Below are 14435 nucleotides of genomic sequence, written 5' to 3'. Positions count from 1 at the left end.
ACGAGACCCTTGTTAAGGCTCGTGCATTAACTATGTTTTTTATTGTGTCACGAACTAGAAATACAGTTGATGATTCACTGGCATTGTGAGTGTGTGAAAAATTAATTCGTATCGCAAATTAAAAGCGTACTTTTTGTGATTTTTGTCACCAAATATCGTTTATCACCCTCCCTTTCACTGGCTAACATCGAAAACTTATTTTATCATTCGAAAAATCAAAGCGGATTGATCCGGCCTGAAAGGTTCCAGGTTACGCTTAAGTATCAGGTCCCGATACCCATCCGCCCACTCTTCTACTTAAACTCTTGAGGTGAACAATGAGACTGATTCCCCTGGCAACTGCTGAACAAGTCGGTAAATGGGCCGCTCGCCATATCGTTAACCGTATCAACGCCTTCAAACCAACCGCCGATCGTCCTTTCGTCCTTGGCCTCCCTACCGGCGGCACACCGCTGACCGCATATAAAGCACTGGTAGAGATGCACAAAGCAGGCCAGGTTAGCTTCAAACACGTTGTCACCTTCAACATGGATGAATATGTCGGCTTACCGAAGGATCACCCGGAAAGCTACCATAGCTTCATGCACCGTAATTTCTTTGATCACGTTGATATTCCAGCTGAAAACATTAACCTGCTGAATGGAAACGCGCCTGATATTGACGCAGAATGCCGTCAGTATGAAGAAAAAATCCGTTCTTACGGTAAAATCCACCTGTTTATGGGCGGTGTGGGTAACGATGGTCATATCGCGTTTAACGAACCCGCGTCGTCACTGGCGTCCCGTACCCGTATTAAAACGCTGACCCATGACACGCGCGTGGCAAACTCCCGCTTCTTTGATGGCGATGTGAACCAGGTTCCTAAATATGCCCTGACCGTCGGTGTCGGCACGCTGCTGGATGCCGAAGAAGTGATGATTCTGGTGCTGGGCAGCGTGAAGGCGCAGGCGCTCCAGGCTGCCGTTGAAGGCAACGTAAACCACATGTGGACCATCAGCTGCCTGCAGCTGCATCCAAAATCCGTCATCGTCTGTGACGAACCGTCCACGATGGAACTGAAGGTGAAGACGCTGAAATACTTCAACGAGTTAGAAGCTGAGAACATCAAAGGTCTGTAATTGAATAACCGCCTCTTCATGAAGAGGCGGCCGCTTTTTTTAACCGGGGGTCGTTATGTACGCTTTAACCCACGGTCGGATTTATACCGGCCATGAAATTCTGGATGACCATGCGATTGTTATCGCCAATGGCCTGATTGAACGTGTTTGTCCGCTGGCAGAGCTGCCGCCGGAGATTGAACAGCGCTCACTCAATGGAGCAGTAATCTCCCCCGGTTTTATCGACGTACAGCTGAACGGCTGCGGCGGTGTGCAGTTTAACGACACCGCAGACGCCGTCACCATCGAAACGCTGGAAATCATGCAGAAAGCGAACGAGAAATCGGGCTGCACCAGCTATCTGCCAACCCTCATCACCAGCAGCGATGAGCTGATGAAACAGGGTATCCGCGTTATGCGTGAATACCTGGCGAAACACCCGAATCAGGCCCTGGGTCTGCACCTTGAAGGGCCATGGCTGAATATGGTCAAGAAAGGCACGCATAATCCGGATTACGTGCGTAAGCCTGATGCCGAACTGGTCGACTATATGTGTGCCAATGCGGATGTGATCACCAAAGTGACGCTGGCACCTGAAATGACCGGTACTGACGTGATCAGCAAACTGGCCGCCGCCGGGATTGTCGTGTCAGCGGGCCATTCAAACGCCACGCTGAAAGAGGCAAAAGCCGGTTTCCGTGCGGGTATTACCTTTGCGACACACCTGTATAACGCCATGCCGTATATCACGGGTCGTGAACCGGGACTGGTCGGGGCGATTCTGGATGAGCCAGACGTTTACTGCGGCATCATCGCGGACGGTTTACACGTCGATTACACCAACATTCGCAACGCCAAGCGGCTGAAAGGTGACAAGCTTTGCCTGGTGACGGATGCCACCGCACCGGCAGGTGCAAATATTGAGCAGTTCATTTTTGCCGGTAAAACAATATACTACCGCAACGGACTGTGTGTGGATGAAAACGGTACGTTGAGCGGCTCCTCCCTGACCATGATTGAAGGCGTGCGTAACCTGGTCGAGCATTGCGGCATTGCGCTTGAAGAAGTGCTGCGCATGGCAACCCTTTATCCTGCGCGTGCCATCGGCGTGGATAAACAGCTTGGCGGAATTGCACCAGGCATGGTTGCAAACCTGACGGCATTCACACACGATTATAAAATTATTAAGACCATCGTTAATGGTAACGAGGTCGTCACTGAGTAAGTAAAAGTATGACACCAGGCGGACAAGCTCAAATCGGTAATGTCGATCTCGTTAAACAGCTTAACAGCGCGGCGGTATATCGCCTGATTGACCAACACGGGCCAATCTCACGTATTCAGATAGCCGAACAAAGCCAGCTTGCTCCCGCCAGCGTGACAAAAATTACACGTCAGCTTATTGAGCGCGGCCTGATCAAAGAAGTCGATCAGCAGGCCTCCACCGGGGGCCGCCGCGCAATTTCCATCATCACCGAAACCCGCAATTTTCAGGCCATTGGCGTTCGTCTTGGTCGCCATGACACCACCCTGACGCTTTACGATCTGAGCAGTAAAGCCATTGCCGAAGAGCACTACCCTCTTCCGGAGCGCACCCAGGAGACACTGGAGCACGCGCTGCTCAATACCATCGCGCACTTTATCGAAAGCTGTCAGCGCAAGATCCGCGAGCTCATCGCCATTTCGGTGATCCTGCCCGGGCTGGTTGATCCTGAAAGCGGTGTCATTCGTTATATGCCACATATCCCGGTCGAGAACTGGGCGCTGGTGGAGGCGCTGGAAAAGCGCTTTAAAGTGACCTGCTTTGTGGGTCACGACATCCGCTCGCTGGCGCTGGCCGAGCACTACTTTGGTGCGAGTCAGGACTGTGAAGACTCTATTCTGGTGCGTGTTCACCGCGGTACCGGGGCGGGCATTATCTCCAACGGACGTATCTTTATTGGCCGTAACGGCAATGTGGGCGAGATTGGTCATATCCAGGTGGAACCGCTTGGCGAGCGCTGCCACTGCGGTAATTTTGGCTGTCTTGAAACGGTTGCCGCCAACGCGGCCATTGAGCATCGCGTCCGTCATCTGCTGGAACAAGGCTACCAGAGCCGCGTGACGCTGGATGATTGTAAAATCGGCGCCATCTGCAAAGCCGCCAATAAAGGCGATGCGCTGGCCTGCGAAGTGATCGAACAGGTCGGGCGCCACCTCGGCAAAACCATTGCCATTGCCATCAACCTTTTTAATCCACAAAAAGTGGTGATTGCAGGTGAAATCGTCGAGGCGGAAAAAGTGTTACTGCCCGCGATTGAAGGCTGCATTAACACCCAGGCGTTGAAAGCGTTTCGTCAGAATTTACCGGTCGTGCGTTCGACGCTGGATCACCGCTCTGCGATTGGCGCGTTTGCGCTGGTCAAACGCGCCATGCTCAACGGGATCCTGTTGCAGCATTTGCTGGAAAGCTAATCGGGACTTATAGTAACGCCTTCTTTTTTTGATGTCGGATTGTTCATGACCATTAAGAATGTAATTTGTGATATTGACGGCGTGCTGATGCACGACAACGTCGCCGTGCCAGGTGCTGCGGAGTTTCTACACCGCATCATCGACAAAGGAATGCCGCTGGTTCTTCTCACGAACTACCCTTCCCAAACCGGTCAGGATCTGGCGAACCGTTTTGCCACTGCGGGCATCAACGTACCGGACAGCGTGTTTTATACCTCCGCAATGGCGACGGCAGATTTTTTGAAGCGTCAGGAAGGGAAAAAAGCCTACGTGGTCGGTGAAGGTGCGCTGATCCACGAGCTGTATAAAGCAGGCTTTACCATTACCGATGTGAACCCGGACTTTGTGATCGTCGGCGAAACGCGCTCGTTTAACTGGGAGATGATGCATAAGGCCGCCTACTTTGTCGCCAGCGGCGCGCGCTTTATCGCCACCAACCCGGATACGCACGGCCGTGGTTTCTATCCGGCCTGCGGCGCACTGTGCGCCGGTATCGAAAAAATCTCCGGTCGTAAGCCGTTTGTGGTCGGTAAACCGAGCCCGTGGATCATTCGTGCCGCGCTGAACACGATGCAGGCCCACTCTGAAGAGACGGTGATTGTCGGTGATAACCTGCGCACCGATATTCTGGCCGGTTTCCAGGCGGGTCTGGAGACCATTCTGGTGCTCTCCGGTGTCTCTCAACTTGATGACATTGATTCGATGCCGTTCCGGCCGAGCTGGATCTACCCCTCCGTCGACGAAATTGACATTATCTGATTCAGAACCACGCCTCAGGGCGTGGTTTTTCATTTATAGCCCCGTCCAATAAAATCACATCTAACAAAAACGCCAGTTCATTGCATAATCATCAATAAAACTGTTCATGGCATACTCTTTTTTCAACATTCCGCAATCACCATTGCACTATTTTCGTTTAACCCGGTAAAACCCTTGCGCGCTCTTCTCCTTTGCGGCATTTTCATAAGCAAGCAACATTACAAAGCAACAGGGTTAACGGAGAAGGTTATGTGTTCAATTTTTGGCGTACTGGATATTAAAACTGACGCGGGCGAACTGCGTAAAAAAGCACTCGAGCTGTCCCGCCTGATGCGCCATCGCGGCCCGGACTGGTCCGGTATTTACGCCAGTGACAAAGCAATTCTGGCTCACGAACGTCTGTCGATTGTAGACGTCAACGCCGGTGCACAGCCGCTGTATAACGAGAAAAAAACACACGCGCTGGCTGTCAACGGTGAAATTTATAACCATCAGGCGCTGCGTGCCGAATATGGCGATCGTTACGCCTTCCAGACCGGCTCTGACTGTGAAGTCATTCTGGCGCTGTATCAGGAGAAAGGCCCTGAGTTCCTGGACGACCTGCAAGGTATGTTTGCATTCGCCCTGTACGACAGCGAAAAAGACGCTTATCTGATCGGCCGCGACCACATTGGTATCATTCCGTTGTATATGGGCCATGATGAACACGGCAACTTCTATGTTGCGTCTGAAATGAAAGCGCTGGTGCCGGTATGCCGCACCATTAAAGAGTTCCCGGCAGGTAGCTATCTATGGAGCAAAGATGGCGAAATCCGTCAGTACTACCAGCGCGACTGGTTTGACTATGACGCGGTAAAAGACAACGTGACTGACAAAGCCGAGCTGCGTCAGGCGCTGGAAGATTCCGTTAAAAGCCACCTGATGTCAGACGTGCCTTACGGTGTGCTGCTCTCCGGCGGACTGGACTCCTCCGTTATTTCAGCCATCACCAAGAAATTTGCGGCGCGTCGTGTGGAAGATCAGGAGCGTTCAGAAGCCTGGTGGCCGCAGCTGCACTCCTTTGCCGTCGGGCTGGAAGGTGCACCGGATCTGAAAGCCGCGCAGGACGTGGCGAACCACCTCGGCACCGTGCACCATGAAATTCATTTCACCGTGCAGGAAGGACTGGATGCGATCCGCGACGTGATCTATCACATTGAAACCTATGATGTGACGACCATTCGTGCATCCACCCCTATGTACCTGATGTCCCGTAAGATTAAAGCAATGGGCATCAAGATGGTGTTGTCAGGTGAAGGTTCTGATGAAGTGTTTGGCGGTTACCTGTACTTCCATAAAGCGCCGAACGCGAAAGAGCTGCATGAAGAGACCGTACGTAAACTGCAGGCGCTGCACATGTTTGACTGCGCACGTGCTAACAAAGCGATGTCCGCATGGGGTGTTGAAGCGCGCGTTCCGTTCCTGGATAAAAAATTCCTCGACGTGGCCATGCGCATTAACCCGCAGGACAAAATGTGCGGCAACGGTAAAATGGAAAAACATATCCTGCGTGAATGTTTTGAATCCTACCTGCCGGCGAGCGTGGCATGGCGTCAGAAAGAGCAGTTCTCGGATGGCGTTGGCTACAGCTGGATCGACACCCTGAAAGAGGTGGCGGCGAAACAGGTTTCAGACCAACAACTGGAAACAGCAAGCTTCCGCTTCCCGTACAACACGCCAGGCTCTAAAGAAGCGTATCTGTACCGTGAGATCTTCGAAGAGCTGTTCCCGGTACCGAGTGCTGCTGAGTGTGTGCCAGGCGGTCCATCAGTGGCCTGCTCTTCAGCGAAAGCCATTGAATGGGATGAATCTTTCAAAGCGATGAACGATCCATCAGGACGTGCAGTAGGCGTTCACCAGTCTGCCTATAAATAAACACGTATTTGAACATCAGGCCCTGCGGGGCCTGTTTTTATTTGCCTTACATTTCACCGTCTAAAATCGATTAATAACCAATAATTGCCGAATATTCGGTCACGCTGTTCGCAACCTAACCAAACAGTCACATTCCGGCCATTTTCGTTGAAAAAGGTGTTGACGCTGCAAGGGTCTATACGCATAATGCGCCCCGCAACGCCGATAAGGTAACGCGAAAAAAAGATGGCTACGTAGCTCAGTTGGTTAGAGCACATCACTCATAATGATGGGGTCACAGGTTCGAATCCCGTCGTAGCCACCATCTTTTTTGCGGGAGTGGCGAAATTGGTAGACGCACCAGATTTAGGTTCTGGCGCCGCAAGGTGTGCGAGTTCAAGTCTCGCCTCCCGCACCATTCCCAGGTAAGCGTTGCACGGATGGGGTATCGCCAAGCGGTAAGGCACCGGTTTTTGATACCGGCATTCCCTGGTTCGAATCCAGGTACCCCAGCCATATTTCTTCGATCATGCGGTTCTCCGCGGTATTGGGGTATCGCCAAGCGGTAAGGCACCGGTTTTTGATACCGGCATTCCCTGGTTCGAATCCAGGTACCCCAGCCATCGAAGAACGCAGTACTGGCTACGTAGCTCAGTTGGTTAGAGCACATCACTCATAATGATGGGGTCACAGGTTCGAATCCCGTCGTAGCCACCATATTAAGATTATCGATCTGTTTCGGTAATAAAAAATTGTTGGGGTATCGCCAAGCGGTAAGGCACCGGATTCTGATTCCGGCATTCCGAGGTTCGAATCCTCGTACCCCAGCCAATTTAAAAGTCGTTAAGCAGTACGTTTAACGCAATTGGGGTGTCGCCAAGCGGTAAGGCTCTGGTTTCTGATACCAGCATTCCGGGGTTCGAATCCCTGCACCCCAGCCACTTAAAACAAACAAGCCCGCTCTGCGGGCTTTTTTGTTTTTGTACAGAATTGTGCGGCCTGATGCCCTCACCCTGGCCCTCTCCCACGGGGAGAGGGTAAAAGGATTAGAGTCCCAGAGCGTATTTAAGTGCCTGACGCTTCAAGCCGCCAGCGCGTTCCGCCGCCATCAATCCAATGTTTCGCAGAATACGCACCGGGGCCAGATCATTGCTGAAACCGGCATAGAACAGATCCATCCCAGACTGCATGATGAAGTTATCCGCCATACGTCGCGTCTGGTAGCGCTTGAGTACGTGATGGCTTGACCAGGCCTCCGCATGCGCACGTGCATTGCCCAGCACATCCAGTAAAGCATCAACGTCACGATACCCGAGGTTCACGCCCTGCCCCGCCAGGGGATGAATGGTGTGCGCCGCATCGCCCACCAGCGCCAGCCCTTCACGGGCATACTGCAGCGCATGGCGACGTGTAAGAGGAAACGCCCCAGCGGCAACCGGTGTGATATGTCCAAGACGGGCCGGGAAGTGTTGCAGAATTTCACGCTGCAACTGCTCCATTGACAGCCCCTGTAGCTGGCGAATGCGCGCCGGTTTGTCGTACCACACCAGCGACGCCCAGTTATCGAACAGCGGTAAAAAGGCATGCGGACCATTCGGAGTAAAGTGCTGCCAGGTACTCTCTCCCGGCGCATTTTCACACTGAACGGTGATCAGCATACAGGACTGCTCATACTGCCAGGCATGAACACCGATGCCCGCCATCTGTCTGACCTGCGAGTGAGCACCGTCAGCCCCAATGACCAGCTTCACGGCCAGTTCATCGCCGCTGTCGAGCGTCAGCGTGTAGCCGCTATTGTGAGGATGCAGCGCCTTCAGCGACGCAGGAACACACAGCGTCACCTTCGGATGCGCCTCCAGCGCCTGCCAGAGCGCCCGCTGGAGGACGTTGTTTTCCACCATATAGCCCAGACGCGGCAGCTTCAGCTCGGCGGCATCAAACGCGACGTGGGCATTTTCCCATTCCCAGGTTTCAAGGCGACTGTAAGGGTGAGCCCGCATATCGAGCACCGCCTCCCAGACGCCCAGCCCGCGAAGCAAGTCAACAGAGGCCGCGCTGATGGCGGAAATGCGGACATCCGGCTTTGCCGTCGGGTCAAACTCAGCAGGTGCCGCCTGCTCAATAACCGTTACCTCAAATCCCTGCTGCGCCAGCCCCAGCGCCAGCGCGCCGCCGACCATACCGCCGCCGACAACGGCAATTTCGGTGTGTTGGAGTGTCATGGTCACTTTTCCTTATTGGAGAATCCCTTAAGTTTACCGGATTTTTGCGGTCCTGAGACGCATAACCTTCATACTGGTCACAACCCCACCAAAGCATTACAATACACGGCTTGCAATCCTGAGCTGAGCAAGTCGATGACTAAAAAACTCCATATAAAAACCTGGGGCTGTCAGATGAACGAATACGATTCATCCAAGATGGCCGATCTGCTGGATACCACCCACGGATACCAGCTGACTGAAAATGCGAAAGAAGCCGATGTGCTGCTGCTGAATACCTGCTCAATTCGTGAAAAAGCGCAGGAAAAAGTCTTTCACGTTTTAGGTCGCTGGAAACTTCTCAAACGAAAAAATCCGGACCTGATCATCGGTGTGGGTGGCTGCGTCGCGTCGCAGGAAGGTAAGCTGATTCGTCAGAGAGCCCCCTATGTGGATATTGTCTTTGGCCCCCAGACCCTGCACCGCCTGCCGGAAATGATCAACAAGGTGCGCGGCGATCGTAGCCCGGTCGTTGATGTCAGCTTCCCGGAGATCGAAAAATTTGACCGTCTGCCCGAGCCGCGTGCGGATGGCCCGACGGCGTTCGTCTCAATCATGGAAGGCTGCAACAAATACTGCACTTATTGCGTGGTGCCTTATACCCGTGGTGAGGAAGTGAGCCGCCCGGCAGACGATATTCTGTTTGAAATCGCGCAGCTTGCCGCACAGGGCGTACGCGAGGTGAACCTGCTGGGGCAGAACGTTAACGCCTGGCGTGGTGAGAACTACGACGGCACCACCGGCAGCTTTGCTGAACTGCTGCGCCTGGTGGCCGCGATTGACGGTATAGACCGTATTCGCTTTACCACCAGCCATCCAATGGAATTCACCGACGATATTATCGACGTTTACCGCGATACGCCGGAGCTGGTGAGCTTCCTGCATTTGCCGATTCAGTGCGGCTCCGATCGCGTGCTGAACCTGATGGGGCGTCCGCATACGGTGCTGGAGTACAAATCCACCATTCGTAAGCTGCGTGAAGCGCGTCCGGATATCCAGATAAGTTCCGACTTTATCGTTGGCTTCCCTGGTGAAACCGCTGACGACTTCGAGCGCACCATGAAGCTCATCGGCGAAGTGAATTTTGACGTCAGCTACAGCTTCATCTTCTCTGCGCGCCCTGGCACACCGGCGGCCGATATGGTTGACGATGTCCCGGAAGAAGAGAAAAAACAGCGTCTGTATATTCTGCAGGAGCGTATCAACCAGCAGGCCAACGCCTGGAGCCGCCGCATGCTCGGCACCGTCCAGCGTATTCTGGTGGAAGGCACCTCCCGTAAGAGCATCATGGAACTCTCAGGCCGTACCGAAAACAACCGCGTGGTGAATTTCGAAGGCACCCCGGACATGATCGGTAAATTTGTGGACGTCGAGATTGTGGAAGTGCTGGCCAACTCGCTGCGCGGAAAACTAGTGCGCACCGAAGATGAGATGGGGCTGCGCATTGCGCAATCTCCTGAATCCGTCATTTCCCGCACGCGTAAAGAAAACGATTCTGGCGTTCGGGTTTACCAGCCATAATCCTTCAGGCCTGCCTTCCCGGCAGGCCTTGTATTTCCTCTCAATGTCCCCAATATCTTCCGCAACGCTTGCGCCTTTTTTCCATGGCGTGAATAATTTCGGTAATGACCGTTTTATTACGCCTGAGGGCGCCGGGCCAGTTAACCAATCAAAGAGGAACAGTTTGAACATAGACACGCTTGAAATTAGCCTAACGCCCGCAGACAACGCTCGCCTGCTGAGCCTGTGCGGGCCGTTTGATGACAACATCAAACAACTGGAGCGACGTCTGGGTATCGAAATCAATCGTCGCGATAATCATTTCAAACTCACCGGACGCCCTATCTGCGTCAATGCGGCTGCGGACATCCTGCGTAACCTGTATGTCGATACCGCCCCGATGCGTGGCGAAATTCAGGATATCGAACCGGAACAAATTCACCTCGCCATTAAAGAGGCGCGCGTGCTTGAGCAGAGCGCAGAAAGCGTGCCGGACTATGGCAAAGCCATCAATATCAAGACCAAACGTGGCGTCATTAAGCCGCGTACACCGAACCAGGCGCAGTACATTGCCAACATTCTCGACCATGACATCACCTTCGGCGTAGGTCCGGCGGGTACAGGTAAAACCTATCTGGCCGTCGCCGCTGCGGTTGATGCGCTGGAGCGCCAGGAGATCCGCCGTATTCTGCTGACCCGCCCGGCGGTTGAAGCAGGTGAAAAACTCGGCTTCCTGCCGGGGGACCTGAGTCAGAAGGTGGATCCTTATCTGCGCCCACTGTACGACGCGCTGTTCGAAATGCTGGGCTTTGAGAAAGTTGAGAAGCTTATTGAGCGTAACGTGATTGAAGTCGCCCCGCTGGCCTACATGCGTGGCCGTACCCTTAACGATGCGTTCATTATTCTGGATGAGAGCCAGAACACCACCATCGAACAGATGAAGATGTTCCTGACGCGTATCGGCTTCAACTCGAAAGCGGTTATCACCGGTGACGTCACCCAGATTGACCTGCCGCGCAGCACCAAATCGGGCCTGCGCCACGCCATCGAAGTGCTGGCTGAGGTGGACGAAATCAGCTTTAACTTCTTCCACAGTGAAGACGTGGTACGCCACCCGGTAGTCGCGCGTATCGTTAATGCCTATGAAGCCTGGGAAGAGGCCGATCAGAAGCGTAAGGCCGAACTGGCCGCAGAACGTAAGCGCGAAGCGCAGGAGCAAGAACAGAAATGAGTCAGGTGATCCTCGATTTACAGCTGGCCTGTGAAGATAATTCCGGCATGCCAGAAGAGGCGCAGTTTCAGAAATGGCTGGATGCTGTTATCCCCCAGTTTCAGGAAGAGTCAGAAGTCACGATTCGCCTGGTGGATGAAGCAGAAAGCCATGAGCTTAACCTGACCTACCGCGGGAAAGACAAGCCAACCAACGTGCTCTCTTTCCCGTTCGAAGCCCCACCGGGTATTGAAATGCCGCTGCTCGGCGATCTGATCATCTGCCGTCAGGTGGTGGAACAGGAAGCCAAAGAGCAGCAAAAGCCGCTCGAGGCCCACTGGGCGCACATGGTCGTCCATGGAAGCCTGCACCTGCTGGGCTACGATCATATTGAAGATGACGAAGCGGAAGAGATGGAGTCCCTTGAGACAGAGATAATGCTTGCTCTGGGCTATGAGGATCCGTACATTGCCGAGAAAGAATAGTCAGACAACCGACTGACTAACATGCCGCCGCGTAAGGAAATAGCGCGGCGGTAAACATTGAACTGACGAGAGAACCCTTAACAAACGCCATGAGCGACGACAATTCACACAGTAGCGACACGACAAACAGTAAAAAGGGATTTTTCTCCCTCATTCTGAGCCAGCTTTTCCATGGTGAGCCCAAAAACCGTGATGAACTGCTGGAGCTGATTCGTGATTCCGGGCAAAACGATCTTATCGACGAAGATACGCGCGAAATGCTCGAAGGGGTAATGGACATCGCCGACCAGCGCGTTCGCGATATCATGATCCCCCGCTCGCAGATGATCACCCTGAAACGTAACCAGAGCCTCGATGAATGCCTCGATGTGATTATCGAATCCGCTCACTCCCGTTTCCCGGTCATCAGCGAAGACAAAGATCACATCGAAGGGATTTTGATGGCCAAAGATCTGCTGCCGTTTATGCGCAGCGATGCCGAAGCCTTCAGCATGGAAAAAGTGTTACGCCAGGCCGTGGTTGTGCCGGAAAGTAAACGTGTGGATCGGATGCTGAAAGAGTTTCGCTCCCAGCGTTACCACATGGCGATTGTGATTGATGAATTTGGCGGCGTGTCAGGCCTTGTCACGATCGAGGATATTCTTGAGCTGATCGTGGGCGAGATCGAAGACGAGTATGACGAAGAAGAAGATATCGACTTCCGTCAGCTTAGCCGCCATACGTGGACCGTTCGCGCTCTGGCCTCCATTGAGGATTTCAATGACGCCTTCGGCACCCACTTCAGCGATGAAGAGGTGGATACCATTGGTGGGCTGGTGATGCAGGCCTTTGGTCATCTTCCTGCCCGCGGCGAAACCGTTGACATCGATGGTTACCAGTTCAAAGTGGCGATGGCCGACAGCCGACGTATTATACAGGTTCATGTCAGAACGCCGGACGACTCACCGGTGCCAAAACTGGAAGATTAATGTAAATGGCATTTGCCTCACTGCTTGAACGCCAGCGCGTCCGTTTGCTGCTGGCGCTGTTACTCGGAGCCAGCGGTACGCTGGCTTTTTCTCCTTACGATATCTGGCCGGCGGCCATTCTCTCTCTGATGGGGTTACAGGGGTTAACCCTGAATCGTCGTCCCGTTCAGGCCGCAGCCATCGGCTACTTCTGGGGGCTGGGGCTGTTCGGCACAGGTATCAACTGGGTCTACGTCAGCATCGCCCAGTTTGGGGGTATGCCGGGGCCGGTTAACGTTTTCCTTGTGGTTCTGCTGGCCGCCTATCTCTCGCTCTACACCGGTCTGTTTGCGGGCATTCTCTCCCGCCTGTGGCCTAAAACCAGCTGGCTGCGCGTTGCCATTGCGGCTCCCGTGGTCTGGCAGATTACCGAGTTTCTGCGCGGCTGGGTGCTGACCGGCTTCCCGTGGCTGCAGTTTGGCTACAGCCAGATTGACGGCCCGCTGAAAGGTCTGGCGCCGGTAATGGGCGTTGAAGCCATTAACTTCCTGCTGATGGTGGTGAGCGGCCTGCTGGTGCTGGCGCTGGTCACGCGTAACTGGAAACCACTGGTGGTGGCGCTGGTTCTTTTCGCTCTGCCCTTCCCGCTGCGTTATATCCAGTGGTATACCCTGATGCCAGAGCGCGCCACACAGGTATCGATGGTGCAGGGAAATATTCCGCAGGCGATGAAGTGGGATGAAAAAGAGCTGCTGAACACGCTGAAAATTTACGCCAACGCCACTGAAGAGGTGATGGGTAAATCGCAGCTGATCATCTGGCCTGAATCTGCCATTCCGGATCTGGAAATTAACCAGCAACCGTTTCTCAACATGATGAACGATCTGCTGCGCGCGCGCGGCAGTACGCTGATCACGGGGATTGTGGATGCACGTCTGAATCAGCAGAACCGCTACGATACCTACAACACCATCATTACGCTCGGCAAAGACAGCGACTACAGCTACACCTCGACTGACCGGTATAACAAGAATCACCTTGTTCCGTTTGGCGAGTTTGTTCCGCTGGAATCGATTCTGCGTCCGCTGGCTCCGTTCTTTGACCTGCCAATGTCCTCCTTCAGTCGGGGGCCGTATGTGCAGCCGCAACTGCATGCACACGGCTTTGCCCTGACGGCGGCCATTTGCTACGAGATCATCCTCGGTGAACAGGTGCGCGATAACTTCCGTCCGGATACGGACTTCCTGCTGACCATCTCTAATGATGCCTGGTTCGGTAAGTCGATTGGTCCGTGGCAGCACTTCCAGATGGCGCGGATGCGTTCACTGGAGCTGGCGCGTCCGCTGTTGCGCAGCACCAACAATGGCATCACCGCCGTGATTGGACCGCGGGGAGAAATTCAGGCCATGATCCCGCAGTTTACGCGCGAAGTGTTGACGGCTAAAGTCACGCCGACAAGCGGCCTGACGCCATATGCCCGCACCGGCAACTGGCCGCTGTGGATCCTGACCGCCCTGTTTGGCTTTGGGGCTGTGCTGATGAGCCTTCGTCAGCGTCGTCGCTAATCTTACCTTCTGTTGCCGGGTGGCGCTGACGCTTACCCGGCCTTGTATTATCCTCCCGTACAGAAAGAACCGGCCAGTTCTTTCTGTCAGGCAGTCCACATGCCGTACCCGGCCTTAGGCCACGAGCCTGTATTGTAGATCCCTGCAGTGGACTGCCCCTTCTCCACAAGTGACAAACCGGACAGTATCATGGACCGGTTTTCCCGGTAACCCGCATTCACAAGG

The 14435-nt window shown here is 53.9% G+C and carries 11 protein-coding genes and 7 tRNA genes; 17 read left to right on the top strand and 1 reads right to left on the bottom strand.

Annotated features, from left to right (window positions below; translation table 11 throughout):
• The first annotated feature begins 317 nt into the window (after positions 1–317).
• The 12 genes from nagB to PUZ33_RS15750 all read left to right on the top strand — a co-directional run bounded on the left by nagB (position 318) and on the right by PUZ33_RS15750 (position 7183).
• Positions 318–1118 carry a glucosamine-6-phosphate deaminase gene (gene nagB / locus PUZ33_RS15805; RefSeq protein WP_013097568.1) on the top strand — a complete coding sequence of 267 codons (801 nt, stop codon included), beginning with the start codon at positions 318–320 and terminating at the stop codon, positions 1116–1118.
• Positions 1119–1173: 55 nt separating this feature from the next.
• A complete protein-coding gene (nagA, locus tag PUZ33_RS15800) occupies positions 1174–2322 on the top strand; it encodes an N-acetylglucosamine-6-phosphate deacetylase (protein ID WP_058680562.1) in 1149 nt (382 codons plus the stop codon).
• A gap of 8 nt (positions 2323–2330) precedes the next feature.
• Complete coding sequence (gene nagC, locus PUZ33_RS15795) at positions 2331–3551, top strand: DNA-binding transcriptional regulator NagC (protein WP_013097570.1); 1221 nt, start codon at positions 2331–2333, stop codon at positions 3549–3551.
• A 45-nt stretch (positions 3552–3596) separates the two neighbouring features.
• Positions 3597–4349, top strand: a complete 753-nt coding sequence (gene nagD, locus PUZ33_RS15790) for a ribonucleotide monophosphatase NagD (RefSeq protein WP_013097571.1) — start codon at positions 3597–3599, stop codon at positions 4347–4349.
• A gap of 249 nt (positions 4350–4598) precedes the next feature.
• Positions 4599–6263 carry an asparagine synthase B gene (gene asnB / locus PUZ33_RS15785; protein WP_013097572.1) on the top strand — a complete coding sequence of 555 codons (1665 nt, stop codon included), beginning with the start codon at positions 4599–4601 and terminating at the stop codon, positions 6261–6263.
• 227 nt (positions 6264–6490) lie between these two features.
• Positions 6491–6567, top strand: a tRNA-Met gene (locus PUZ33_RS15780).
• Between the two features lie 8 nt (positions 6568–6575).
• Positions 6576–6660, top strand: a tRNA-Leu gene (locus PUZ33_RS15775).
• Positions 6661–6683: 23 nt separating this feature from the next.
• Positions 6684–6758 (top strand) — tRNA-Gln (locus tag PUZ33_RS15770).
• A gap of 32 nt (positions 6759–6790) precedes the next feature.
• Positions 6791–6865 (top strand) — tRNA-Gln (locus tag PUZ33_RS15765).
• Between the two features lie 17 nt (positions 6866–6882).
• Positions 6883–6959: transfer RNA gene (locus tag PUZ33_RS15760), tRNA-Met, on the top strand.
• A 39-nt stretch (positions 6960–6998) separates the two neighbouring features.
• Positions 6999–7073 (top strand) — tRNA-Gln (locus tag PUZ33_RS15755).
• Positions 7074–7108: 35 nt separating this feature from the next.
• Positions 7109–7183, top strand: a tRNA-Gln gene (locus tag PUZ33_RS15750).
• Positions 7184–7288: 105 nt separating this feature from the next.
• Here the strand turns inward: PUZ33_RS15750 and ubiF are convergent.
• Positions 7289–8464, bottom strand: a complete 1176-nt coding sequence (gene ubiF, locus PUZ33_RS15745) for a 3-demethoxyubiquinol 3-hydroxylase (protein WP_058680561.1) — start codon at positions 8462–8464, stop codon at positions 7289–7291.
• Between the two features lie 135 nt (positions 8465–8599).
• Here ubiF and miaB point away from each other — a divergent pair, with 135 nt between their 5' ends.
• The 5 genes from miaB to lnt all read left to right on the top strand — a co-directional run bounded on the left by miaB (position 8600) and on the right by lnt (position 14210).
• On the top strand, positions 8600–10024 hold the full coding sequence (gene miaB / locus PUZ33_RS15740) for a tRNA (N6-isopentenyl adenosine(37)-C2)-methylthiotransferase MiaB (RefSeq protein ID WP_058680560.1): 1425 nt from the start codon (positions 8600–8602) through the stop codon (positions 10022–10024).
• A 163-nt stretch (positions 10025–10187) separates the two neighbouring features.
• Positions 10188–11234 (top strand): PhoH family protein, encoded by a 1047-nt coding sequence (locus tag PUZ33_RS15735; RefSeq protein WP_020684942.1) that lies wholly within the window; start codon positions 10188–10190, stop codon positions 11232–11234.
• Positions 11231–11698: an rRNA maturation RNase YbeY gene (ybeY, locus tag PUZ33_RS15730; RefSeq protein ID WP_003858677.1), complete on the top strand. Its 468-nt coding sequence runs from the start codon at positions 11231–11233 to the stop codon at positions 11696–11698. Before PUZ33_RS15735 ends, ybeY begins: the two co-directional genes overlap by 4 nt.
• Positions 11699–11787: 89 nt before the next feature.
• Positions 11788–12666 (top strand): CNNM family magnesium/cobalt transport protein CorC, encoded by an 879-nt coding sequence (corC, locus tag PUZ33_RS15725; RefSeq protein WP_013097576.1) that lies wholly within the window; start codon positions 11788–11790, stop codon positions 12664–12666.
• Between the two features lie 5 nt (positions 12667–12671).
• Positions 12672–14210, top strand: coding sequence for an apolipoprotein N-acyltransferase (gene lnt / locus PUZ33_RS15720; RefSeq protein ID WP_058680559.1), 1539 nt, complete (start codon positions 12672–12674; stop codon positions 14208–14210).
• Positions 14211–14435 lie beyond the last annotated feature (225 nt).

It is taken from the genome of Enterobacter cloacae complex sp. 2022EL-00981 (assembly GCF_028737495.1).
Taxonomy (GTDB): domain Bacteria; phylum Pseudomonadota; class Gammaproteobacteria; order Enterobacterales; family Enterobacteriaceae; genus Enterobacter; species Enterobacter cloacae.
This window is presented reverse-complemented; position numbering and strand designations above follow the sequence as displayed.

Coding starts and splice junctions, on each gene's coding strand:
- nagB (WP_013097568.1), top strand. CDS start 318: ATGAGACTGATTCCCCTGGCAACTGCTGAACAAGTCGGTAAATGGGCC.
- nagA (WP_058680562.1), top strand. CDS start 1,174: ATGTACGCTTTAACCCACGGTCGGATTTATACCGGCCATGAAATTCTG.
- nagC (WP_013097570.1), top strand. CDS start 2,331: ATGACACCAGGCGGACAAGCTCAAATCGGTAATGTCGATCTCGTTAAA.
- nagD (WP_013097571.1), top strand. CDS start 3,597: ATGACCATTAAGAATGTAATTTGTGATATTGACGGCGTGCTGATGCAC.
- asnB (WP_013097572.1), top strand. CDS start 4,599: ATGTGTTCAATTTTTGGCGTACTGGATATTAAAACTGACGCGGGCGAA.
- ubiF (WP_058680561.1), bottom strand. CDS start 8,464: ATGACACTCCAACACACCGAAATTGCCGTTGTCGGCGGCGGTATGGTC.
- miaB (WP_058680560.1), top strand. CDS start 8,600: ATGACTAAAAAACTCCATATAAAAACCTGGGGCTGTCAGATGAACGAA.
- ybeY (WP_003858677.1), top strand. CDS start 11,231: ATGAGTCAGGTGATCCTCGATTTACAGCTGGCCTGTGAAGATAATTCC.
- corC (WP_013097576.1), top strand. CDS start 11,788: ATGAGCGACGACAATTCACACAGTAGCGACACGACAAACAGTAAAAAG.
- lnt (WP_058680559.1), top strand. CDS start 12,672: ATGGCATTTGCCTCACTGCTTGAACGCCAGCGCGTCCGTTTGCTGCTG.